This window comes from Pseudomonas sp. B21-023 (assembly GCF_024749165.1).
In the GTDB taxonomy this organism is placed as follows: domain Bacteria; phylum Pseudomonadota; class Gammaproteobacteria; order Pseudomonadales; family Pseudomonadaceae; genus Aquipseudomonas.
Genome location: NZ_CP087190.1, coordinates 1,855,083 through 1,877,504 on the forward strand (window position 1 = coordinate 1,855,083; position 22,422 = coordinate 1,877,504).

Genomic DNA, 22,422 nt, shown 5'->3' on the forward strand with positions numbered 1-22,422 from the left:
GCCAGCCAAGGGTGGCAAACCGAACCCCGCATCTGAACAGGTGCGGGGTTTTTTATTACCGTCTTTCTGTCCTGGCCTCATCGCCGGCAAGCCGGCTCCCACAGAGGGGGCAGTGATCCCTTGTGGGAGCCGGCTTGCCGGCGATGAGGTCAGTGCAGGCAAAAACTGAACGCCAGACACGTGTCTTTTAACGAATCCGGGCGTCGAAAACCGGTCTGTTTCTCTTTAAAGGGATTCCTGCATGACCTTCATCCAAAGCAACCTGGGCAACCTCCTGGCCGTCTGCTGGTTCGCCATCTGCTGGGGCGGCTACACCCGCTATGCCACCTGGAAGGGGCGCGATACTGCGTGCCTGGCCAGCGTGTTGCACCTTTACCGCGAGGATTGGATGCGCCGCATGCTGCTGCGCGACAACCGCATCGCTGATGCCAGCGTGATAGGCAACCTGGAGCGCAACGCATCGTTCTTCGCCTCCAGCACCCTGATCATTCTTGCCGGCATCCTCACCGTGCTCGGTGCGTCCGACCGCGCATTGTCGCTGTTGGCCGACCTGCCGCTGGTGCAGCAGGCGTCCCAAGGCATGTCGGAAATCAAGCTGCTGTGCCTGGCGACGGTGTTCGTCTATGCGTTCTTCACTTTCAGCTGGTGCATGCGTCAATACAACTTCGCCGCAGTGTTGGTGGGCTCGGCGCCGATGATAGGCGAACGTCAGGTCAACGAACTCGAGCGCAAGGCTTTCGCCTCCCGGGCGGCGCGGGTACTGTCGCTGGCCGCCAACCAGTTCAACCTGGGGTTGCGCTCGTATTACTTCGGCATGGCCATGTTGAGCTGGTTCATCAGCCCCTGGCTGTTCATGGCCATGAGCGTGGGCGTGGTGTTCATCCTGTATCGCCGTGAGTTCCACTCCCATGTACTGGAAGTGATGGTGTTCACGCCCACCGAAAGTGCACCGGTAGAGGCGAGTAGGGACACTTCCGAGAGTGCAGGCTGAAGCCTTTCAGCTTTAAATGACAGGCATAAAAAAACCCGACAGTGTCGGGTTTTTTTATGTCGCGAGATTACTGCTTGGCAGGCTCGGCAGGTGCAGTGGCCGGCGCTGGAGTGGAAGGCGCGGCTTCCTCGGCGGCCTTCTGCTGCGCTTCGGCCTGATCTTTGGCGGCTTCGGCGTTTTCCTTGGCGGCGTCGTTCATCTTATCCTGAGCTTCGCCCATCTTCTCTTGGGCTTGCTCGGCATGTTGCTGTGCGTCCTGGGCTTTGTCTTCGCTCGCTTTATCGCAAGCAGCCAGGCCCATGGCAGCGGCCAGCATCAGAGCAAAAGCAAAAGGTTTACGCATGGGGTGTTTCTCCTGGGTGGAATAACTTTGTATGTTCCTTCGAGTACGCCCCTGGCGAATAAGTTCAACGCAGGTTACAGATATATAACTGCCCAGCCTATATAGACTTTTTACCCATTTTATGCGGCGGCGGACAATGAACGAGACTCCATTGATGGCGATGGCCGAGCGCTTTCTGTCGGCATTGAAACATTGCCAGGTATTACTGATGCGGGTGCAGCATGCCGACGCCGATGGCATGACCCTGGTGCTGCCCTGGTCGCCGGCCATTGTCGGCAATCCGCAGAATGGCGCGGTGCATGGGGGTGTGCTGACCACGCTGATGGACACCACCTGCGGCATGGCCACGCTCTGCGCGCTGCCCAGCTTCGAAGTGTGCCCGACTCTGGACCTGCGCATCGACTACATGCACCCGGCCGAGGCGGGCAAGGACATTTATGGCCATGCCCAGTGCTACCGGGTGACCCGCGATGTCATCTTCACCCGGGGGACGGCCTACCAGGATGACCCTTCGCAACCGATCTGCCAGGTGGTCGGCACCTTCATGCGCCTGGGGCAGGACGTCAAGGGCGGCATCCGCTTCGGTAACAGCCTCAAGGAGCGCCGCACGTGATCCCCACCGATATCCGCCAACAGCTGAACCAGGCCCACGCCCGGGGTGATTACCAGCCCTTGCTGGCGTTGATCCCCTATGCCGGATTGATCGGTATCGAATGCGAGCGCCAGGGCGAAGACCTGCTGTTCCGTCTGCCGGCCAATCCGGACAATATCGGCAACCCGTTGCTGCCGGCGATTCATGGCGGCGTGATCGCCGGGTTCATGGAGCTGTCCGCGGCGCTCTACCTGCTGATCTACAGCGAAAGCGCGAGCATTCCGAAGATCATCGATTTCTCCATCGATTATCTGCGTGCCGGCCTTTACCGCGATACCTACGCCCAGTGCCAGCTGTGGCGCCAGGGGCGGCGGGTGACCAACGTCGCCATTACCGCCTGGCAGGGCGATCGCGACACCCCGATCGCCACGGCGCGCGCGCATTTCAAGATTGAACCCGAAAAGCCCTTGAAATAGTCAGGGCTGCCCCCATCTGCTGGACATCCGCCATCAAAAACGGCCCGCTGGCCGCCAGGCGTCACCAACCAACAGATTGGAGTTTTGAAGACCATGAGTGTGGAGACTCAAAAAGAAACCCTGGGCTTTCAGACCGAGGTAAAGCAACTGCTGCACCTCATGATCCATTCCCTGTATTCGAACAAGGAGATCTTCCTGCGCGAGCTGATCTCCAACGCCTCCGACGCCGCCGACAAGCTGCGCTTCGAGGCCCTGGCCAAGCCTGAGCTGCTCGAAGGCGACGCCGACCTGAAGATCCGCGTCAGCTTCGACAAGGCCGCCAACACCGTGACCCTCGAGGACAACGGCATCGGCATGAGCCGCGAAGAGGTGATCGCGCACCTGGGTACCATCGCCAAGTCCGGCACTGCCGACTTCATGAAGAACCTCACTGGCGACCAGAAAAAGGACTCGCACCTGATCGGTCAGTTCGGCGTGGGCTTCTACTCCGCGTTCATCGTCGCCGACAAGGTCGACGTGTTCAGCCGTCGCGCCGGGCTGCCGGCCGCCGAGGGCGTGCACTGGTCGTCGAAAGGCGAGGGCGAGTTCGAAGTCGCCACCGTCGACAAGCCGCAGCGCGGTACCCGCATCGTCCTGCACCTGAAGAAGGGCGAGGATGAATTCGCCGATGGCTGGCGCCTGCGCAACGTGGTCAAGAAGTACTCCGACCACATCGCCCTGCCGATCGAGCTGCCCAAGGAGCAGGCCGAGGCCGCCGAAGGCGAGGAAAAACCGGCGCAGGAATGGGAAACCGTCAACCGCGCCAGCGCCCTGTGGACCCGTTCGCGCACCGAGGTGAAGGACGAGGAGTACCAGGAGTTCTACAAGCACATCGGCCATGACTTCGAGAACCCGCTGGCCTGGAGCCACAACAAGGTCGAAGGCAAGCTGGAGTACAACTCGCTGCTGTACGTGCCGGCCCGCGCGCCGTTCGACCTGTACCAGCGCGAAGCGCCACGCGGCCTGAAGCTGTACGTGCAGCGCGTGTTCATCATGGATCAGGCAGAGTCGTTCCTGCCGCTGTACCTGCGCTTCATCAAGGGCGTCGTCGACTCCAACGACCTGTCGCTGAACGTTTCCCGCGAGATCCTGCAGAAAGACCCGATCATCGACTCGATGAAGACCGCGCTGACCAAGCGCGTGCTGGACATGCTGGAGAAACTGGCGAAGAACGAGCCCGAGCAGTACAAGGGCTTCTGGAAGAACTTCGGCCAGGTGTTGAAGGAAGGCCCGGCCGAAGACTTCGCCAACAAGGAGAAGATCGCCAGCCTGCTGCGCTTCGCCTCCACCCATGACGACAGCGGCGAGCAGAGCGTCGCCCTGGCCGACTACCTGGCCCGCGCCAAGGAAGGCCAGGACAAGATCTACTTCCTGACCGGCGAATCCTACGCCCAGGTCAAGAACAGCCCGCACCTGGAAGTCTTCCGCAAGAAAGGCATCGAAGTGCTGCTGCTGACCGACCGCATCGACGAGTGGCTGATGAGCTACCTCAACGAGTTCGACGGCAAGGCCTTCGTCGACGTCGCCCGCGGCGACCTGGACCTGGGCAAGCTGGACTCCGAAGAGGACAAGAAGGCCCAGGAAGAAGTCGCCAAGGACAAGGAAGGCCTGGTCGAGCGTCTCAAGGGCGCGCTGGGTGACAGCGTTGCCGAGGTGCGTGTCTCGCACCGCCTGACCGACTCGCCGGCGATCCTCGCCATCGGCGAACAGGACCTGGGCCTGCAGATGCGCCAGATCCTCGAGGCCAGCGGGCAGAAGGTGCCGGAGTCCAAGCCGATCTTCGAGTTCAACCCGAGCCACCCACTGATCGAGAAGCTCGATGGCGAGCAGAGCGAAGACCGCTTCGCCGAGCTTTCGCACATCCTGTTCGACCAGGCGGCCCTGGCGGCCGGTGACAGCTTGAAGGATCCGGCGGCCTACGTGCGTCGCCTGAACAAGCTGCTGGTCGAGCTGTCGGCTTGACCTGAGGCAAGAAAAGCCCGCTTCGGCGGGCTTTTTCATGTCTGCTGCTCCCACGAATACATCTATCCTGTCCTGACCCGTGAACGCCCAAGGAGAGCTGAATGAGCAAGGTCATCGTCGAGTCGTTGGTCTATCACCTGTCAGGCAAGGCTTACGAAAGCCGCCTGGTCTACGCCCCGGGCGCGCTGCCGCAGCCGGGCCTGGTGATGGCGCCGAACTGGATGGGTATCGGCGAGGGCGCCGAACGTATCGCCAAGGAAGTGGCCGAACAAGGTTATGTGGTGCTAATTGCCGACTTGTATGGCCAGTCGGTGCGGCCGTCCAATGCTGACGAAGCCGGTACGGCGATGATGCCGCTGAAGAACGACCGCGCCGAACTGCGCAAGCGCATGCAGGAAGCGCTGGCGCAGTTGGTGGGGCAATCGAAGGCCTTGTTGGAGCCTGGCAAGGTGGCCACCTTCGGCTTCTGCTTCGGCGGCTGCTGTGCCCTGGAGCTTGCCCGCACCGGCGCCGATCTGAGGGCGGCGGTGTCGTTCCACGGCACGCTGGATACTCCGAACCCCGAGGATGCCAAGCGCATCAAGGGTTCGGTGCTGGTGCTGCATGGTGCCTCCGATCCATTGGTGCCAAGGGAACAGTTGCCAGCCTTCGAAGAAGAGATGAATGCTGCCAAGGTTGACTGGCAGTTGCTCAGCTATGGCGGGGCAGTGCACTCGTTCACCGATCCGAACGCCAATGTTCCGGGCAAGATGCAGTATGACCGGCGCACCTCGGAGCGGGCATTCCGCTCGATGCATAACTTGCTCAAGGAAGTGTTCGCAGGCTGAGCGCTCAAGGACCTGCTGCGCAGGTCCATCGCCGGCAAGCCGGCTCCCACAGAAGCAATGCAAATCCCTGTGGGAGCCGGCTTGCCGGCGATGGGTCGCGAAGCGGCCCCCGTTAACGCGGCAATTCGATCCGTTCGCTTTCTCCCGGCACCACTGGCCAATCCCCGGCCGCCCAGCGCGCCCGGGCTTGTTCTATCAATCCCGGGTCACTGGCCACGAAGTTCCAGTTCATCCGCCGCGGCCCATCCAGCGGCGCGCCGCCGATCAGCACCAGCTGGCTCGTTTCTTCGGCATGCAACACCACCTCTTCGCCCTCGGGCAGCACGATCAGGCTGCATGGCTCGACCTCCTCGTCATCCAGCATCAACTCGCCTTCGAGCAGATACAGCGCGCGCTGTGCGTGTTCCGTCGGCACGATCAGGGTGGTGGCCGCCTGCATGTGCACATGAGCGTAGAGCGTGGGGGAGAGCACCGGTACCGGTGAGGCCAGGCAGAAACCTGTGCCGGCGATCATGCGGATCCGTACGCCGAGGCTGTCACTGGCCGGCAGGCTGTCGGCCGGATGATGGCTGTAGCTTGCCGGGCCCTGCTCATCGGACTTCGGCGAGGCCAGCCAGACCTGCAGCCCATGCAGTCGCGAGCCGCGCTCGAACACCTCGGCCGGCGTGCGCTCGACATGCGCCACGCCCGCTCCGGCGGTCATCCAGCTGACGTCTCCCGGGCGCACGCGCTGGTCCGAGCCGAGGCTGTCCTTGTGCTGGATTTCACCCTCGAACAGGTAGGTGAGGGTGGAAAGGCCAATATGCGGGTGCTGGCGAATGTCCATGCCATGACCCGGTGCATAGTCGGTTTCCAGCATATGGTCGAAGAACACGAAAGGCCCTACGCTGCGGCACTGCGCCGAGGGCAGCGGACGCAGGATCGGCTGGCCCTCGACCGATTCGGCGCGTGGGCGGATGACCAGGGGGCTGCTCATGGCGACACTCCTTGAGGGATGCCTGCAAGCATAGCGTTTTGCCGTCCGTGGCTGAACCGTCGCGCGCGCTGCCCGGTCTACTCTTGCGGTACCGGCAAAGGAGCCTGAGATGATTGCCCGCACATTGGCCTGCCTGCTGTTGAGCGCAAGCCTGTTCGACACTGCGCAAGCCCGCGACTACCGCTACAGCGACGCCCATCTGCACTACGTGGATTTCTTCCAGGAAACCGAGGGCATGCCGGCTTTGCTCAAGGCCATGGACGAGGCCGGGGTGGAACAGTCGATGATCTCCGGCATTCCGGTGGCGAAGAAATGGCACGAGGACGAGCCCAAGCGTCCGCGCTACTACGCAGGCGACGATGCCGATGCCTACTGGTACAGCGCCACCGACCTGTACGTCGCCGCCGCGCTGGAGAAACTGCCTGCCGAGCAGCGCAGGCGCTTTCATCCGTTCCTTACCGGCTTCAACCCGGTGGACAAGAATGCGGTCAACCATATCGAGCGCATGCTCGAGCTTTATCCGGGGCTGTGGCAGGGCATCGGCGAGGTGTTCACCCGTCATGACGATCTCACCGCCCTGACCAGCGGCGATACGCCGCGGGCCAACAACGAGGCCATGACCCGTATCTACCACCTCGCGGCCGAGCGCGACCTGCCGGTGCTGCTGCATTCGAACATCACCTCCAAGCGCGAGCGCAACCCGCTGTACCTGGCGGAAATCGAAGAACCGTTGCGCAACCATCCGCATACCCGCTTCATCTGGGCTCATGCTGGCAGCAGCATGGAGATCCACCGACACCAGGAACGCATGGACTTTCTCCTGCCGGTGCTCACACGATTGCTAGAGGATTATCCCAACCTATACGTGGACCTGTCCTGGAGCGTGCTCGAGCCCTACCTGCTGGATGAGAAGGGCGTGCCACGCAAGGTCTGGGTCGAGTTGGTCCAACGCTTTCCCCAGCGCTTCATGCTTGGTTCCGATGTGGTGGGGCGCTTCGGCAGCATCGGCGAACAGATGCACGCTTTCGATCCATTCCTCGATGCGTTGCCAGAAGCGGTGGCAGAGCGGGTGAGCCGCAGGAATTTTGTCGATTTGCTGCCAAAAAGCGCGAAATAACGAGTTTCATGCGCAGATAGCGATTTGATATCGCCTTTTCGTCTTACGCAATTTCCAGGCGGCCCGATACCTTTTTTAAGCAACGGAATATCACGCTTGGGAGGGATCCTGGAAATGAGCCTGAGACGCTTGAATATCGCGCCGCGCGCCGGCCTTGGCTTTGGCATCATGGCGCTGCTGGTAGTGGCGCTGGGCGGCTTCGCGCTGCAACAGATGACCAACATGCGCCAGCAGTCCGAGCAGGTGGACAACAACTGGTTGCCGAGCGTGATCTCGGTGGGCCGCATGACTCAGGACATGCTACGCATCCGCGCCTTGACCTTGCGCCTGCTGGTCAACACTGACCCGGTCGCCCAGCAGCAGAACCGTGCCCGCATCGACGAGGTCAAAGGCGGCCTGAGCAAGGCTCAGAGTCACTACGATGCCTTGATCGTGCTTCCTGAGGAGCGCACGTTGTTCGACCGCTACCAGGGCCTTGAGCGTCAATACATGACCTTGCAGGGGCAGGTGGTGCAACTGGCCACCGATGGGCATGTCCAGGCAGCGGCGGCGCTGGTCAACGGCGAGATGAACCAGTTGGCCGACCAGATGACGACGACCCTCAACGAGCTGATCGAGCTGAACAACCATCAGGCCAACTCAGCCACCGACCTGGCCGAGGCCGTGTACAACGGTGCGAAGGTATGGGTCGGCGTGTTGCTGGTGATCGCCCTGAGCCTCACCGTGGTGCTCGCCCTGGCCTTGACCCGTAGCATCGTGCGACCGCTCGGCCAGTCGCTGAAGGTCGCCGAGACGGTCGCCACGGGCGACCTGACCCCGCAGATCACCGTACAGGGCGACGATGAGCCAGCGCGCCTGCTGGCGGCCCTCAAGAGCATGCAGCAGAGCCTGCGCGAGACCATCGGGCGGATTTCCGACTCGGCCAGCCAGCTGGCCTCGGCCTCCGAAGAGCTGAGTGCGGTCACCGAAGACGCCACCCGTGGCCTGCAGCAACAGAGCATGGAAATCGAGCAGGCCGCCACGGCGGTCAATCAGATGACGGCGGCGGTGGAGGAGGTGGCGAGCAACGCGGTGGCTACCTCCGAGGCTTCGCGTGAGTCAGACCAGATCGCCCGCCGTGGGCGCGAGCAGGTGCAGGCCACGGTCACCGCCATCGAGGCATTGGCCAGTGGCGTGGCGGGCAACGCCGAGGAGGTCGGGCAACTGGCCCAGCAGGTGCACGACATCAGCAAGGTGCTGGATGTGATCGGTTCGATCGCCGAGCAAACCAACCTGCTGGCGCTCAACGCGGCCATCGAGGCGGCGCGGGCCGGCGAAGCCGGACGCGGGTTCGCCGTGGTCGCCGACGAGGTGCGGGCGCTGGCTCACCGTACGCAGAGTTCGACCCAGGAGATCGAACAGATGATCGTGGCCATCCGCAGCGGCGCCGAACGGGCCGTGCAGGGCATGCAGCACAGCGACGCCCAGGCCCGTTCGACCCTGGACGGCGCCCATGCTGCCGGTCAGGCGTTGGAGGCGATCGCCGCAGCCATCGGCCAGATCAACGAACGCAACCTGGTGATCGCCAGTGCGTCGGAGCAGCAGGCCCAGGTGGCGCGCGAGGTGGACCGCAACCTCACCACCATCCGCGACTTGGCGCACCAGTCCTCGGCCGGGGCCGAGGAGACGTCGGCCGCGAGCCAGGCGCTGTCGCGGCTGGCGGTGGACCTCAATACCCTGGTGCAGCGGTTTTCGGTGTAAGGACCATCACGGGGGCACAAACAAAAACGCCCGGACCAAGGTCCGGGCGTTCTCGTTCAGCGGATCAGCCGATCACTTGCCAGTCCAGCGCTTGAGCACCAGGGTGGCGTTGGTGCCACCGAAGCCGAAGCTGTTGCTCATGACCGTGTCGATCTTGGCGTTCTCTTCGGTCTTGCGCAGTACCGGCAGGTCGGTGACCTCCGGGTCCAACTCGTCGATGTTGGCCGAGCCGGCGATGAAGTTGTTCTCCATCATCAGCAGGCAGTAGATCGCCTCGTGCACGCCCGCGGCGCCCAGCGAGTGACCCGACAGGCTCTTGGTCGAGCTGATTTTCGGTGCCTTGTCGCCGAACACTTCACGCACGCCTTTCATCTCGGCGACGTCGCCGACCGGGGTGGAGGTGCCGTGGGTGTTCAGGTAGTCGATCGGGGTGTCGACGGTGGACAGCGCCTGCTGCATGCAGCGGATCGCGCCTTCGCCGCTTGGGGCGACCATGTCGTAGCCGTCCGAAGTTGCGCCGTAGCCGACGATTTCGGCGTAGATCTTGGCGCCACGGGCCAGGGCGTGCTCGAGTTCTTCGACCACGACCATGCCGCCGCCGCCGGCGATGACGAAACCGTCACGGTCAGCGTCGTAGGCGCGCGAGGCCAGCTCGGGGGTTTCGTTACGCTTGGTCGACAGGGCGCCCATGGCGTCGAACAGGAACGACTGGCTCCAGTGCTCTTCTTCACCGCCGCCGGCGAAGACGATGTCCTGCTTGCCCCACTGGATCTGCTCCATGGCGGTGCCGATGCAGTGTGCGGAGGTGGCGCAGGCCGATGAGATCGAGTAGTTGATGCCCTTGATCTTGAACGGGGTGGCCAGGCACGCCGACACGGTGCTGCCCATGGTGCGGGTGACACGGTAGGGGCCGACGCGCTTGACGCCTTTTTCGCGCAGGGTGTCCAGGGCTTCCATCTGGTTCAGGGTGGAGGCGCCGCCGGAACCGGCAACCAGGCCGGTGCGAGGGCTGGAAACCTGCTCTTCGGTCAGGCCGGCGTCCTTGATCGCGTCCTGCATGGCGAGGTACGCATAGGCGGCGGCGTGGCCGACGAAGCGATAGACCTTGCGGTCGATCAGCTCTTCGAGGTTCAGGTCGATGGAACCGGAAACCTGGCTACGCAGCCCCATTTCCTTGTATTCCGGGTTGTAACGGATACCCGGACGGCTGTTGCGCAGGTTTTCGGTGACGGTCTCTTTGTCATTGCCCAGGCACGATACGATGCCCAGACCAGTGATAACGACGCGGCGCATGCGAATAACCCTTAGAAATTGTCAGTGGAGGTGAACACGCCGACCCGCAGGCCTTCGGCGGTGTAGATCTCGCGCCCGTCGACGCTGACCGAGCCATCGGCGATGGCCATGTTCAGCTTGCCCTTGAGGACGCGCTTGATGTGAATGTTGTAGGTGACTTTCTTGGCGGTGGGTAGTACCTGGCCGAAGAATTTCACTTCGCCCGAACCCAGCGCACGGCCACGGCCCGGCAGGCCCTGCCAACCGAGGAAGAAGCCGACCAGTTGCCACATGGCATCGAGGCCCAGGCAGCCTGGCATCACCGGGTCGCCTTCGAAGTGGCAGGCGAAGAACCACAGGTCCGGATTGATATCCAGCTCGGCGACCAATTCACCTTTGCCGAACTTGCCGCCTTCCTCGCTGATATGAGTGATGCGATCGACCATCAGCATGTTCGGGGCGGGCAGTTGCGCATTACCGGGGCCGAACAGCTCACCGCGACTGCAGCGCAGCAGGTCTTCCCGAGTAAAGGCGTGTTGTTTGGTCATGCGAGCTCCTCAATAACCCCCTGCGGCAGGGGACGAATCTTCCCGGCCGGCCCGAAGCGCGTTGCATTCGAGGCGGCAGCCTACAGGTAGACTATTGCGTTGTGGTGAAAGTCACAGCGCACCTGGCAAAAGAAGTACAGGTGTGCACTGAAATGTTATTTTCCGGCCCTGGGGCGGTCCTGTCCAGTCTTTAAGACTGCCGCACTTTAGCATTTATCGCCAGTCGCAACTGCCTGACCGGGCAACCAGCGGCGCAGGATGCGCTGCAGATCGGTACGTTTGAACGGCTTGCTCAGGTAATCGTTCATTCCGGCGGCCAGGCAGCGTTCGCGGTCGCCCTGCAGCGCGCTGGCGGTCAGGGCGATGATTGGCAGTCCTTCGCCGTGGGGCAGCAGGCGGATGCGACGGGTAGCCTCGTATCCGTCCACCTGAGGCAGGCGGCAATCCATCAGCACCGCGGCGAAGCGTTGCTGGTCGACCAGATCGATCGCCTGGGCGCCGTCCATGGCCAGGCTGACCTCGAAGCCCAGGCTGCGCAGCATGGCCTCGATGACGCTCTGGTTGACCGGATTGTCCTCCACCAGCAGGATCCGCCCGCCGCCCTCAGCCGTCGCCTGGTCTTGTGTGGCGACACCGGGCAGGACGCTGGGTGTGCTGGCCAGTGCCAGTGGCATTTCCAGGGTGAAGGTCGAGCCCAGGCCTTCGCGGCTCTCGCCGCGCAGCTGGCCACCCATGCGTTCCGCCAGGGTGCGGGCGATCGACAGGCCCAGGCCGGTACCGCCGTAGCGGCGGGAGATGGTGTTGTCGGCTTGCTGGAAGGCCACGAACATCATCTCCAGGCGGTTGCTGTCGATGCCGATGCCGGTGTCGCGCACGGTGCAGGTCAGCCAGATCAGCTGGCGGTCGAGCACTTGCCAGCGCGCCTCGATCGCCACTTCGCCACGCTCGGTGAATTTCAGCGCGTTGCCCACCAGGTTGAGCAGGATCTGGCGGATCCGCGTCGGGTCGCCCACCACCTGCAGTTGGTGCATGCCGGGGGCAGTTGCAGGCGCAGGTCGAGGTTGCGCTGCTGGGCGGTGTGCTGGAACGACTGCACGCTGCTGGTGATGAGCTCACCGAGGTTGAAATCGATGAGCTCCAGTTCGAGGGTGGTGCGCTCGATCCGCGAGAAATCGAGGATGTCGTTGATCACCTTGAGCAGGTGCCCGGTGGATTCGCTGGCCACCGCGGTGTATTCGGCCTGCTCGCCGGTCAGTTCGGTGGTCTCGAGCAACTGCAGCATGCCCAGCACACCGTTCATGGGTGTGCGCAGCTCGTGGCTCATCATCGCCAGGAAGTCCGACTTGGCGCGGTTGGCCTGCTCGGCCTCTTCGCGAGCCTGGATCAGTTGGCCCATGGCCTGTTGTTGTTCATGAGCGGCCTGGTCCAGGGCGCTGGCCAGGTTGTTGATGTGCCGGGCCAGGTGGCCCAGTTCGCTGTCGTCGACTACCGGCAGGGGCGCGTTGAAGTCGCCTTGCTGGATGGCGCGGACCGCATGGCCCATTTCGCTGATCGGCCTGGACAGGCTGGTGGCCAGGCGCCGGGCGAGCAGGAAAGTGAACAGCAGGGCGAACAGTGCGAGGATTGCGGCCTTGATCACGATCTCCTGTTGGCGCTGGCTGAAGGCATCGTCGGACATGCCGACGATCACCCGCCCCAGGTAGTCGTCGCCGATGTTTGGCGGCGGGCTCTTGCCTTGCAGGAAGTCGTTGTCCAGGCGGATCTGCTGCAGGCGGATCGGCGCCTGGAACACCTCGACCCGCTGGGCGCGGCTGAGGCTTTCATCGGGCTGCTCGACGTACACCAGGATATGGTTGCGGCTGTCCTGCACCTCGAGGAAACGCACGTGGGGAATGCTCAAGGTGGCGCGCATCAGGCTTTCGAGCACTTCGTTGTTGCCCGAGATCACCCCGTACTCGGACGCCGGCGCCAGCTGGTTGGCGATCAGCTGCCCGGTGTGGTTGAGCTCCTGGCGCAAGTCCTGGATGCGTACGAAGGTGAAGAAACTGATCAGCAGCAGGGTCAGCAACAGCGCGGGGCCCAGGCTGATGATCTGAGTGCGGGTGTGGATGTCCCAGCTCAGGCGCTTGCTCATGGGGTGGGGGTTCCTTCGGCAAGGGCCAGGGCGGCGGCTTCCGGGTCGATCGCTTCCAGGCCCAGGGCCCGGGCCACCTGCTGGTTGCCGCTGACACCAAAGTGCGTGGGGTAGAGGCTACGCGGCCAGCGGGCCGGTGGCTGGTCGAGCAACTGCTCGAGCACCGCCAGCCAATCGTCCTGGTCGCTGTAGGTGCTGGCCAGGGCGCCGGCGCGGACGAAGCCGACGTTCGGGCCGATCAGCGCCATTTGCCGGCCATAGCTGCTGAGCAGCACGTTCTTGGCCGACTTGGAGTTGTACAGCTCGGGGTCGTCCAGCCCCAGCAGCACATCACTGTTGTTCAGCAACTGCTGCAAGGGGCGGCTGTCGCGCACGTCGGGCCAGTCCTGGGCGACGATCTCCAGGCCCAGCGGGCGGGCTGCTTGGCGCAGCTCGTCGAGCAGGAAGCGGCTGTGTTCGCCATACAGCACGCCGATGCGCCGCGCCTGCGGCAGCAGGTAGCGGGCCAGGCGCAGTTGCCGGGCCAGGGGCGGGTCGCTCCACAGCAGGGTGAGGTAGGCGGGGCGCGACACCCCCAGGCGTTGCTCGGCCTGGACCCGGCTGATGCGCAGCGCCAGTGCCAATGGCCCGGTTGCCTCCGTCAGTCGCCACTCCAAGGCCGGGATGTCGAGCAGCACCAGGCGGGTGTCGGCCTTGAGCTTGCCCGGGGCAGGCAGCTGCTCGACGGTCTGGAACCGCACCTGGTCATGGGGCCTGCGCTTTTCCAGGGCTGCGACGAAGCCGCGGATGCCGGGCTGGTCTTCGCCGCCCACCAGCAGGATCTCGCTGGCCGACAGTGATCCCAAGGGCCACAGGCACAGCAGCAGCAGGCGCAGCAGGCGCAGCATCAGAATTCCAGCTCCGCGCTGACACTCAGGCGGTGGCGGCTGTCATAACGGTTCTGTTCGAGAGTGACCGGTTCGTCATCCAGGCGCTGCTGCCACAGCGCGGCCAGTTCCAGATTGCTGCCCTGGATCTTGAAGCGCTTGGCCACGCGCAGGTCGACCCGCTCGTAGCGGTACCGGTTGAGGGCATCGTCGCCGTAATAGAAGAGGGCGCTGGACCAGCCCTCACCCCAATCGCGCAGCCAGCCGGCCGAGCCGCTGTTGCGGGCACTCAGGCGGCGATCGGCCGAGTTGCTGGCCCAGGCGTCGACATAGGCATAGGTCAGGCGCAGGCGGTCGCGCTGGGTGGCGCGCCAGTCGAACTGCGCCTCGCTGCCGCTGAAACGGGCTTTGTTGGCATTGCTGGCGATGAACTGGTTGTTCTTCAACGGCTCGCTGATCATGCCGGTGATTTCGTCGTAGAACAGTTTCACGTCGACATTCAGGTCGATGTCGCTGAAGGCGCCGTTGTAGCCGAGCTCTCGTGAACGCATGCGCTCCTGGTCGAGGTTGCCGGGGCCGCTGGTCTTGACGAAATACTCGCCGTTCTGCAAACCGTACAGGTTGGGCGAGAGGCCCTTGACCGTGTAGCTCCAGTTGACGTTGTTCTCGAACATGTCCGGCGAGCGAATGGCCTCGGAATACACCGCGCGCAGGCCGTGGCGAGGGGTGATCAGGTAGTTCACCGCCATGCGCGGGGTGAGCGAATTGCCCGACAATTGCGAATGTTCGTACATCGCGCCGCCCTGGACGATCCAGTGCTCGTCGGCGCGCCATTCGAGCTGGCCGAACAGGCGCCAGGTCTGGTCGTCGATGCTGCCGTTGAAGTAGGTCTGCGAATCGGCGCGGTCGTAGCGGTAGTTCATGCCGCTGACCAGGCGCAGGCTGTCGGTGAGGCTCAGGGTGTCCTGGATTTCCAGGTCATAGCGGGTTTCACGGGTGCTCTGGTCGACGTCGCCGCAGATCGTGTTGCTGCCACCGCTGGCCCATTGGTTCTGCACCTGGCCCGTCAGCGAACCGAGCACGGGGTCGCTGGTGCTGGGCAGGTTGCCGGTGTACAGGTTGCGCGCGACCTTCTCGGCGAAGTTCGGGTCGAGCTGCCACAGGCGTGTCAGCTCGGGGCTGAAGGCAATTGCCGCATCGCAGGCGCGCCATACCTGCTGGCGGTCGAAGCGCTGCGCCGAACCCTGCACGTACAGGCTGTGCTCGGGGTTGAGGTCGAGGTTCCAGCGCACCGAGCCTGCGTAGTCCTTGGCGTTGACGTCGGCGTTGTCGCCGGCCCGGTAATTGCCGAACACTGGCTGGTAGGTATAAGGCCGCTGGTTGCTGCCTTCCTTGGCCGCCAGTTGCCATTCCAGCGTCTGGTTCGGCGCCAGGGTGTGGCTGGCACTGATGTTGATGCGGTTTAGCCGGCGGCTGTCGCGGTAGTCGCGGCCGAACTGGTCCTGGTCGAAGCCGTCGTCCTGCTGGCCGGAGAGCGACAGGCGCAGGTCACCGGTGTCCCAGCCGAAGCCTTGGCTGGCGTAGTAGTCGTTGATGCCATCCTGGCCGCGGGTCAGCTTGACCCGCGTGCCATGGCTGTCGGCCGGGTTGCGGGTGAGGATGTTGACCACCGCCATCAGTGCGTTGGCGCCGTAGCTGACGGTGTTCGGGCCGCGGAACACCTCGATGCGCTCGATATCCTCGATGGCCACGGGGATGTCGCTCCAGTCCACCGTGGCCAGGCCGGCGCGGTACACCGAGCGGCCATCGATCAGCACCTGCATGCGCCGGGCGTCGCTGACGTTGCTGCCATGGTAGTTGACCGTCGGCTGGTTGCCGGCGCCGTAGCCGATCATCATGCCCGGCACCAGGCGCAGCAGCTCGGGGATGTCGCGGGCACCGCTGGCACGGATCAGCTCGTTGTCGAGCACGGTCATGCTGCCCGGAACCGCCGCCGGGGATTGTTTCAGGCGCGTGGCGGTCAGAACCTGCGGCAGGTCCTGGTTGTCGATGAACAGGTCATCGGCCACGGCCGGGCCGCCCAGCAGGGCAGTCAGCAACAGCAGGCGAGGGTACGGGGGCGTGCCAGGGAACACGAAACGGCCTTGTTTCAGAGATCAATCAGGCATGTTAACCGACCGTGCGGCTTTTGCCAGTGACCGCGACACCATGACAGGCCTGCCCTGCGAAAGGGCGGGTACTGCCACTGGCTCTGGCGCATGCGCGCCGTATAATGCGCACGTCGCCACTTACTTTATTGGTTAACGGATTGGATATGACTGAACAGCAACCTGTTGCAGTTCTTGGAGGCGGCAGCTTCGGCACCGCCGTGGCGAACCTCTTGGCACAGAACGGCCATCCGGTACGGCAGTGGATGCGCGACCCGGCGCAAGCCGAGGCAATGCGTGTCGACCGCGAGAATCCGCGTTACCTCAAAGGCATCCGCCTGCATGATGGCGTCGAACCGGTCAACGACCTGCTCGCCACCCTGCAGGGCAGCGCGCTGATCTTCGTCGCCTTGCCCTCCAGCGCCTTGCGCAGCGTGCTGGCACCCCACGCCGAGCTGCTGCGCGGCAAGGGCCTGGTCAGCCTGACCAAGGGTATCGAGGCGAACACCTTCAAGCTGATGAGCCAGATCCTCGAAGAGATCGCCCCCCAGGCACGCATCGGCGTGCTGTCAGGCCCCAACCTGGCCCGCGAGATCGCCGAGCACGCGTTGACCGCCACCGTGGTCGCCAGCGAGGACGAAGCGCTGTGCCAGCAGGTGCAGGCCGTGCTGCATGGCCGCACGTTCCGTGTCTACGCCAGCAGCGATCGCTTCGGCGTCGAGCTGGGCGGCGCGTTGAAGAACGTCTACGCCATCATCGCCGGCATGGCCGTGGCCTTGGGGATGGGCGAGAACACCAAGAGCATGCTGATTACCCGGGCCCTGGCCGAGATGACCCGCTTCGCCGTGAGCCAGGGCGCCAACCCCATGACCTTCCTCGGCCTGGCCGGGGTTGGCGACCTGATCGTCACCTGTTCCTCGCCCAAGAGCCGCAACTACCAGGTTGGCCATGCGCTTGGCCAGGGCCTGAGCCTCGAGCAGGCGGTCAGCCGCCTGGGCGAGGTGGCCGAAGGCGTCAACACCCTCAAGGTGCTCAAGGCCAAGGCCCAGGAAGTGGGCGTGTACATGCCGCTGGTGGCGGGGCTGCACGCGATCCTGTTCGAAGGCCGCACGCTCAACCAGGTGATCGAGCACCTGATGCGCGCCGAGCCCAAGACCGATGTCGATTTCATTTCCACCAGCGGTTTCAACTGAGGGAGAAACGTATGAACGATACCCCGGAGCGCGCCCAGCGCGAGTCGATCATCCTGCGCGTGCTGTGGATGCTGGTGTTCCTGGTGGCCTGGCAACTGGCCGAGCTGCTGCTTGGCGGCCTGGTGCTGGTGCAACTGATCTACCGCCTGATCTACGGTGCGCCCAGCGCCAGCCTGATGAACTTCGGCGACAGCCTGAGCCAGTACCTGGCACAGATCGGCCGTTTCGGCACCTTCCACAGCGACCAGAAACCCTGGCCGTTCGCCGACTGGCCGACCCCGCGCACCCCGGAAGGCGAGGCGCCCCACGCCGTGGCCCCGGCGCCACACCCGGTGCGTGACGAGGAGCCCAAGCTGTGAAGCTGTGGGTGCTGCGCCACGGCGAGGCCGAGCCACGGGCCAATAGCGACGCCGAGCGGCGCCTGACCGCCCACGGTCGCGAGCAGGTGCTGCGCAGCGCCGCGCACCTGTTGGGCCAGCCGTTGCAGGCAATCATCGCCAGCCCCTACGTGCGCGCCCAGCAGACCGCCGCCCTGGTGCACGGCGCCCTCGGTTTTTCTGAACCAGTGCGTACCGTGCCGTGGCTGACGCCAGAGAGCGACGTGCACCAGGTGATCGGCGAGATCGAGCGCCTGGGGCTCGAGCAGGTCTTGCTGGTCAGCCACCAACCCCTGGTGGGCAACCTGGTTGGTCAGCTTGAGCACGGCCATGGCCAGCAACCTGCACCGTTGAGCACGGCCAGCCTGGCCGAGCTGGAGGGCGACTGGCCACTGGCCGGCCTGATGACCCTGCGCAGCCTCAACCACGCTGGCTGACACCTGGCAACTGGCATTTATGCCAGTTGCCGTTCGGGTGGTGCGGGCCTTAGCGTGGCGGCGTGCATGATCGCAACGCCGCGCAAGGAATCATGGATGAGCAGGCAACGCCTGGAGCTGGTGCGCTCCGTCAATCCCCAGAGCGTGATCGACAAGCTGGACAGCCCCGCTGCGCTGGACTTCGCCGAGTACTGCCTGTTGCGCGACTGTGCCGATGCCAAGCTTGACCAGCTGCTGCGCCGCTTCGAAGGCCAGTACGAGCTCGAGCAACTGCGCCAGTCCGGCATCCGCATGGCGCACCTGCTGCAATCCAGTTGCCTGGCGCTGCGCCGGCTGGTGGAAACCCAGCAGGACCGCCAGCTGGCCCGCGAAGCCCTCGACTGGCAACTGGCCTACATGCGTGCCTGCCTGCACCGTTCGATGGCCAGCTTCTAGTCGTGATGACCTGATCGTCACTGGCGATGACCGTTCAGGACGTTGCCGCCAGCCGATCGCTTGCCGACAATGGGCCATCCATCCCCGTGCAGAGCAGGCGGCCATGTCGCAGCAGATCTTCTTCGCCCACGCCAACGGCTTCCCTTCGGCCACCTACGGCAAGCTGTTTGCCGCGCTGGCGCCGGACTACCAGGTGCATCACCTGGACCAGCACGCCCACGATCCGCGCTTTCCGGTCAACGACAACTGGCAGAGCCTGGTGGACGAGCTGCTGCATCACCTTGAGCAGCAGGATGCGCCGGTCTGGGGCGTCGGCCACTCCCTGGGCGGCGTGCTGCACCTGCATGCGGCGCTGCGTTGCCCGGAGTTCTACCGCGGGGTGGTGATGCTCGATTCTCCGGTGCTGACCCGCGCCGACGAATGGCTGATCCAGGCCGCCAAGCGCCTGGGCTTCATCGACCGCATCACTCCGGCCGGGCGTACCCTGGGCCGGCGCGAGGCTTTTCCCGACCGCGACAGTGCCCGCCGTTACTTTACCGGCAAGACCCTGTTCCGCCACTTCGACCCGGAGTGCCTTGAAGCCTACCTGGAGCATGGCCTGGCGCAGGACGAGGACGGTCTGCGCCTGCGCTTCGACCCGGCCACCGAAATCAGCATTTACCGCAGCATTCCGCATGTCAGCCCAGCCAGGCCTCGCCAGTTGCAGGTGCCCTTGGCGATGGTGCGTGGCGCCCAGAGCCGGGTGATCCGCAAACACCACGCCCTGGCCGTGCGCGGCATGGCCATGGGCGAGTATCACAGCCTGCCGGGCGGGCACATGTTCCCGCTGGAGCGGCCCACCGACACCGCCAGCCTGATCAAGGGCCTGTTCGAGCGCTGGAGCCAGGCATGAGCGCCCAGGTCGAGGAGATCCGCCTGACGCTGGGCCATATCGAACTGGCCGCACACCTGTTCGGCCCGGCCGACGGCCTGCCGGTGATCGCCCTGCATGGCTGGCTGGACAACGCCAACAGCTTCGCGCGCCTGGCGCCGCAGCTGCAGGGGCTGCGCATCGTCGCCCTGGACCTGGCCGGGCACGGCTATTCCGGGCATCGACCGGTCGGTGCCGGCTACGCCCTGGCCGACTATGCCCATGACGTGTTGCGGGTTGCCGAACAGCTCGGCTGGGAGCGCTTTGGCCTGCTCGGCCATTCGCTGGGCGCGATTATTTCGGTGCAACTAGCCGGGGCCTTGCCCGAACGAGTCAGCCATCTGGCATTGATCGACGGGGTGATCCCGCCAACGCTCAGCGAACAGGATGCCGCCGAGCGGCTGGGGCAGGCCTTGCAGGCGCAAATGCGCCTGGAGGGCAAGCGCAAGTCGGTGTACGCGACCCTGGAGGAGGGCGTCGAAGCGCGCATGAAGGGCATGGTCGCGGTCAGTCGCGAAGCCGCCGAGCTGCTGGCCCAGCGCGGCCTGATGCCGGTGCCCGGCGGCTACAGCTGGCGCAGCGACAGTCGCCTCACCTTGCCTTCGCCCATCCGGCTGAACCACGACCAGGCCATGGCCTTCGTCAAGCGTATCGCCTGCCCGGCCTGCCTGGTGGTGGCCGGCGACGGCATGCTGGCGCGCCACACGGATCTGCTGGAGCAGCTACCCTTCGAGCAGGTGATCCTGCCGGGCGGGCACCATCTGCACCTGAACGACGCCGAGGGCGCGGCCCTTGTCGCAGACTGTTTCAATCGCTTCTTTGGCATTCCTTGACTTGCACCGGACAAGTGTCGAGGCTTGGCGGGTTGAAAGGGAGACAACCATGTACATGCCAGACATCCACGCACCTTGCCCCGCCACCTGCGAGGGCGGTCGATGAGCGCACCTGTTTTCGTTCGCGGCGCCGTCGCCGCCTGCCTCGCCATCGCCAGCCCCTTGCTCTGGGCCGGCAGCCTGCCGGTACCGCCCGACGCCAAGGTGGTCGACCAACGCCCGGCAGTGGAGCAGGAGCGTGTCTACCCCATGGGTCCGCTGCGCAAGATCAGCGGCCGGCTACGGGTCGAGGACAAAGTCGAAAGTCGCGGCCAGGTGAGTTCCGTGACCTACGAGCTGCCGGTTGAGCGCAGCGCCCGCGAAGCCTTCACCAGTGCCCGTGAGGCGTTGCAGCAGGACGGTGGCTACCCGTTGTTCTGGTGCCAGGGCCGCGATTGCGGCGAGGCCAGCCTGTGGGCCAACGACGTGTTCGCCAACGCCCGCCTCAATGGTGGTGACGAACAGCAGGCATTCATCCTGTTGCGCCGCTCCGCCGAAGAAGCCGACACCCTGGTGGCGCTGTACAGCGTGACGCGCGGCAACCGCCGCGCCTACCTGCATGTCGAGGAGTTCGTCGCCGGCAACCCGCTGGGCGAGCTGCTGCCCACCGCCGCCACGGTGCTGCGCGAACTGCGCGACACCGGCAAGCTCGACTACCCTGACCTGGCCGAGCCCCAGGCCGCCTGGGCGACGCTGCTGGCCCGCAGCCTGAACCTCGACAGCACCCTGCGCGCCAGCCTCAGTGGCAAGGGCGCCGAAGCCTGGCGCGAGCAACTGGTCAAGGCCGGCGTGCGCAGCGCCCGGCTGGAGGTGGGCGATGCTCCGACCGAAGGCCTGCACCTGGAACTGATCCGTTGAGTGAGGGCCACCATGGCCAACAATGACCGCCTGTTGATCCAGATCCTGCTGCTCACCTTGCTGGGCGCCGCGCTGTGGGTGATGGCGCCGTTCATCTCGGCGCTGCTGTGGGGCGCCATCCTGGCCTTCGCCAGCTGGCCGCTGATGCGCCTGTTGACCCGCGTGCTGGGCGGCCGGGAAACCCTTGCCGCGAGTCTGCTGACCACGGTGTGGATCCTGCTGGTGGCCATGCCGCTGGTGTGGCTGGGTTTCAACCTGGCCGACCATGTGCGTGATGCCACCGCGTTCATTCGCGATGTGCAGGTCGATGGCCTGCCGGACGCGCCCGCCTGGGTGGCCGGTATCCCATTCGTGGGCGAGCGCCTGGTTGGCTGGTGGGAGTCCTTCGACCAGCAAGGGGCGGCCTTGCTGGCCTCGGCCAAGCCGTACCTTGGCCAGGTCGGCAACTGGTTGCTGGCCCGCAGCGCGCAGATCGGCGGTGGGGTGCTCGAGCTGACCCTGAGCCTGGTGTTCGTGTTCTTCTTCTACCGCGACGGGCCACGCCTGGCGGCGTTCGTGCACCGCCTGCTGCAACGGCTGGTGGGCGAGCGCGCCGAGTACTACGTCGACCTGGTCGCCGGCACCGTGCAGCGGGTGGTCAATGGTGTGATCGGTACTGCGGCGGCTCAGGCCCTGCTGGCGCTGATCGGCTTCCTGATCGCCGGCGTGCCGGGAGCCATTGTGCTGGGCCTGGTGACTTTCATGCTCAGCCTGATTCCCATGGGCCCACCACTGGTATGGATACCGGCCACCGCCTGGCTGGTCTGGAAGGGCGACTACGGCATGGCGGTGTTCCTGGGCATCTGGGGCACCTTCATCATCAGTGGCGTGGACAACGTGCTCAAGCCATACCTGATCAGCCGCGGCGGTAACCTGCCGCTGGTCATCGTGCTGCTCGGGGTGTTCGGTGGCCTGATCGCGTTCGGCTTCATCGGGCTGTTCATCGGGCCGACCTTGCTGGCAGTGGGGTACAGCCTGCTGCTGGACTGGAGCCGCAATACCGCGCAGCACACGCCGCAGCGTTGATCTCCATCGCGGGCTTGCCCCGCGATACATCAGCGATCTTTACGCTTTCTTTATGTCCTGACCCGACCCCCCATCTCGCCCCTTTACGCCCCTCCCTCGGACAATTTCCCCAAAGCGGCCTTCACGCCGCAACTAGGGGAGATTGCACATGTACATGCTCGACGGGCTGTCACTGCTTCTGGCGGTGGCGTTGGCGGTTTACCTGCTGGTGGCGCTGCTGCGCGCCGATCGCGGCTAAGGGGCGA

The 22,422-nt window shown here is 64.6% G+C and carries 21 protein-coding genes and 3 pseudogenes; 17 read left to right on the top strand and 7 right to left on the bottom strand.

All coding sequences use genetic code 11. The features are described from left to right. Positions 1 to 241: 241 nt before the first annotated feature. Positions 242 to 991 (top strand): DUF599 domain-containing protein, encoded by a 750-nt coding sequence (locus LOY42_RS08420; protein WP_139669725.1) that lies wholly within the window; start codon positions 242 to 244, stop codon positions 989 to 991. 67 nt (positions 992 to 1,058) lie between these two features. Here the strand turns inward: LOY42_RS08420 and LOY42_RS08425 are convergent, their stop codons facing one another. Next, positions 1,059 to 1,334, bottom strand: a complete 276-nt coding sequence (locus LOY42_RS08425) for a hypothetical protein (protein WP_046854770.1) — start codon at positions 1,332 to 1,334, stop codon at positions 1,059 to 1,061. A 136-nt stretch (positions 1,335 to 1,470) separates the two neighbouring features. Between LOY42_RS08425 and LOY42_RS08430 the strand changes: the two genes are divergently transcribed. The 4 genes from LOY42_RS08430 (at position 1,471) to LOY42_RS08445 (ending at position 5,230) form a co-directional block, all read left to right on the top strand. Beyond that, positions 1,471 to 1,947 (top strand): PaaI family thioesterase, encoded by a 477-nt coding sequence (locus LOY42_RS08430; RefSeq protein ID WP_139669727.1) that lies wholly within the window; start codon positions 1,471 to 1,473, stop codon positions 1,945 to 1,947. Beyond that, positions 1,944 to 2,402, top strand: coding sequence for a PaaI family thioesterase (locus LOY42_RS08435; RefSeq protein WP_110704451.1), 459 nt, complete (start codon positions 1,944 to 1,946; stop codon positions 2,400 to 2,402). The genes LOY42_RS08430 and LOY42_RS08435 overlap by 4 nt, the downstream gene beginning before the upstream one ends. A gap of 93 nt (positions 2,403 to 2,495) precedes the next feature. After that, on the top strand, positions 2,496 to 4,403 hold the full coding sequence (htpG, locus tag LOY42_RS08440) for a molecular chaperone HtpG (RefSeq protein ID WP_139669729.1): 1,908 nt from the start codon (positions 2,496 to 2,498) through the stop codon (positions 4,401 to 4,403). A 101-nt stretch (positions 4,404 to 4,504) separates the two neighbouring features. Next, positions 4,505 to 5,230 (top strand): dienelactone hydrolase family protein, encoded by a 726-nt coding sequence (locus tag LOY42_RS08445; protein ID WP_139669731.1) that lies wholly within the window; start codon positions 4,505 to 4,507, stop codon positions 5,228 to 5,230. 112 nt (positions 5,231 to 5,342) lie between these two features. On the opposite strand, the gene LOY42_RS08450 is transcribed toward LOY42_RS08445, so the two are convergent. Beyond that, on the bottom strand, positions 5,343 to 6,206 hold the full coding sequence (locus tag LOY42_RS08450; protein ID WP_102684714.1) for a pirin family protein: 864 nt from the start codon (positions 6,204 to 6,206) through the stop codon (positions 5,343 to 5,345). Between the two features lie 109 nt (positions 6,207 to 6,315). On the opposite strand from LOY42_RS08450, the gene LOY42_RS08455 reads away from it, so the two are divergent. The 3 genes and pseudogenes from LOY42_RS08455 to LOY42_RS26570 all read left to right on the top strand — a co-directional run. Beyond that, positions 6,316 to 7,323 (top strand): amidohydrolase family protein, encoded by a 1,008-nt coding sequence (locus tag LOY42_RS08455; RefSeq protein WP_139669733.1) that lies wholly within the window; start codon positions 6,316 to 6,318, stop codon positions 7,321 to 7,323. Between the two features lie 168 nt (positions 7,324 to 7,491). After that, positions 7,492 to 8,160 (top strand): annotated as a pseudogene (locus LOY42_RS26565) (MCP four helix bundle domain-containing protein); the annotation flags it as partial. A gap of 306 nt (positions 8,161 to 8,466) precedes the next feature. Continuing rightward, positions 8,467 to 9,063 (top strand): annotated as a pseudogene (locus LOY42_RS26570) (methyl-accepting chemotaxis protein); the annotation flags it as partial. A gap of 72 nt (positions 9,064 to 9,135) precedes the next feature. Here LOY42_RS26570 and fabB read toward each other — a convergent pair. The 5 genes and pseudogenes from fabB to LOY42_RS08485 form a co-directional block, all read right to left on the bottom strand. Next, positions 9,136 to 10,356: a beta-ketoacyl-ACP synthase I gene (gene fabB / locus LOY42_RS08465; RefSeq protein WP_258600257.1), complete on the bottom strand. Its 1,221-nt coding sequence runs from the start codon at positions 10,354 to 10,356 to the stop codon at positions 9,136 to 9,138. A gap of 11 nt (positions 10,357 to 10,367) precedes the next feature. Next, positions 10,368 to 10,883 (bottom strand): 3-hydroxyacyl-[acyl-carrier-protein] dehydratase FabA, encoded by a 516-nt coding sequence (gene fabA / locus LOY42_RS08470; RefSeq protein WP_102684717.1) that lies wholly within the window; start codon positions 10,881 to 10,883, stop codon positions 10,368 to 10,370. A gap of 206 nt (positions 10,884 to 11,089) precedes the next feature. Further along, a pseudogene (locus tag LOY42_RS08475) lies at positions 11,090 to 13,017 on the bottom strand (response regulator). After that, the gene (locus tag LOY42_RS08480; RefSeq protein ID WP_139669740.1) at positions 13,014 to 13,904 is read right to left on the bottom strand and encodes an ABC transporter substrate-binding protein; all 891 of its coding nucleotides are present in this window, start codon (positions 13,902 to 13,904) and stop codon (positions 13,014 to 13,016) included. The pseudogene LOY42_RS08475 and the gene LOY42_RS08480 overlap by 4 nt, the downstream one beginning before the upstream one ends. Then, on the bottom strand, positions 13,904 to 16,018 hold the full coding sequence (locus LOY42_RS08485; protein WP_139669742.1) for a TonB-dependent siderophore receptor: 2,115 nt from the start codon (positions 16,016 to 16,018) through the stop codon (positions 13,904 to 13,906). Before LOY42_RS08485 ends, LOY42_RS08480 begins: the two co-directional genes overlap by 1 nt. A gap of 179 nt (positions 16,019 to 16,197) precedes the next feature. Here LOY42_RS08485 and LOY42_RS08490 point away from each other — a divergent pair, with 179 nt between their 5' ends. The 9 genes from LOY42_RS08490 (at position 16,198) to kdpF (ending at position 22,415) form a co-directional block, all read left to right on the top strand. Next, complete coding sequence (locus LOY42_RS08490) at positions 16,198 to 17,223, top strand: NAD(P)H-dependent glycerol-3-phosphate dehydrogenase (RefSeq protein WP_038706499.1); 1,026 nt, start codon at positions 16,198 to 16,200, stop codon at positions 17,221 to 17,223. An 11-nt stretch (positions 17,224 to 17,234) separates the two neighbouring features. After that, the gene (locus tag LOY42_RS08495; RefSeq protein ID WP_038706498.1) at positions 17,235 to 17,582 is read left to right on the top strand and encodes a DUF4389 domain-containing protein; all 348 of its coding nucleotides are present in this window, start codon (positions 17,235 to 17,237) and stop codon (positions 17,580 to 17,582) included. Continuing rightward, positions 17,579 to 18,037, top strand: a complete 459-nt coding sequence (gene sixA, locus LOY42_RS08500) for a phosphohistidine phosphatase SixA (RefSeq protein WP_139669746.1) — start codon at positions 17,579 to 17,581, stop codon at positions 18,035 to 18,037. Before LOY42_RS08495 ends, sixA begins: the two co-directional genes overlap by 4 nt. 96 nt (positions 18,038 to 18,133) lie before the next feature. Then, positions 18,134 to 18,472, top strand: a complete 339-nt coding sequence (locus LOY42_RS08505; RefSeq protein WP_139669748.1) for a hypothetical protein — start codon at positions 18,134 to 18,136, stop codon at positions 18,470 to 18,472. A 103-nt stretch (positions 18,473 to 18,575) separates the two neighbouring features. After that, on the top strand, positions 18,576 to 19,364 hold the full coding sequence (locus tag LOY42_RS08510) for an alpha/beta fold hydrolase (RefSeq protein WP_139669750.1): 789 nt from the start codon (positions 18,576 to 18,578) through the stop codon (positions 19,362 to 19,364). Further along, entirely contained in the window at positions 19,361 to 20,215 is an 855-nt protein-coding gene (locus LOY42_RS08515) for an alpha/beta fold hydrolase (RefSeq protein ID WP_139669752.1), read from the top strand. Before LOY42_RS08510 ends, LOY42_RS08515 begins: the two co-directional genes overlap by 4 nt. Positions 20,216 to 20,317: 102 nt before the next feature. Then, positions 20,318 to 21,112, top strand: coding sequence for a DUF4892 domain-containing protein (locus tag LOY42_RS08520; RefSeq protein ID WP_102684724.1), 795 nt, complete (start codon positions 20,318 to 20,320; stop codon positions 21,110 to 21,112). A gap of 12 nt (positions 21,113 to 21,124) precedes the next feature. Continuing rightward, on the top strand, positions 21,125 to 22,177 hold the full coding sequence (locus LOY42_RS08525; RefSeq protein ID WP_258600258.1) for an AI-2E family transporter: 1,053 nt from the start codon (positions 21,125 to 21,127) through the stop codon (positions 22,175 to 22,177). 148 nt (positions 22,178 to 22,325) lie between these two features. Continuing rightward, the gene (kdpF, locus tag LOY42_RS08530) at positions 22,326 to 22,415 is read left to right on the top strand and encodes a K(+)-transporting ATPase subunit F (RefSeq protein WP_011534724.1); all 90 of its coding nucleotides are present in this window, start codon (positions 22,326 to 22,328) and stop codon (positions 22,413 to 22,415) included. Positions 22,416 to 22,422: the final 7 nt, after the last annotated feature.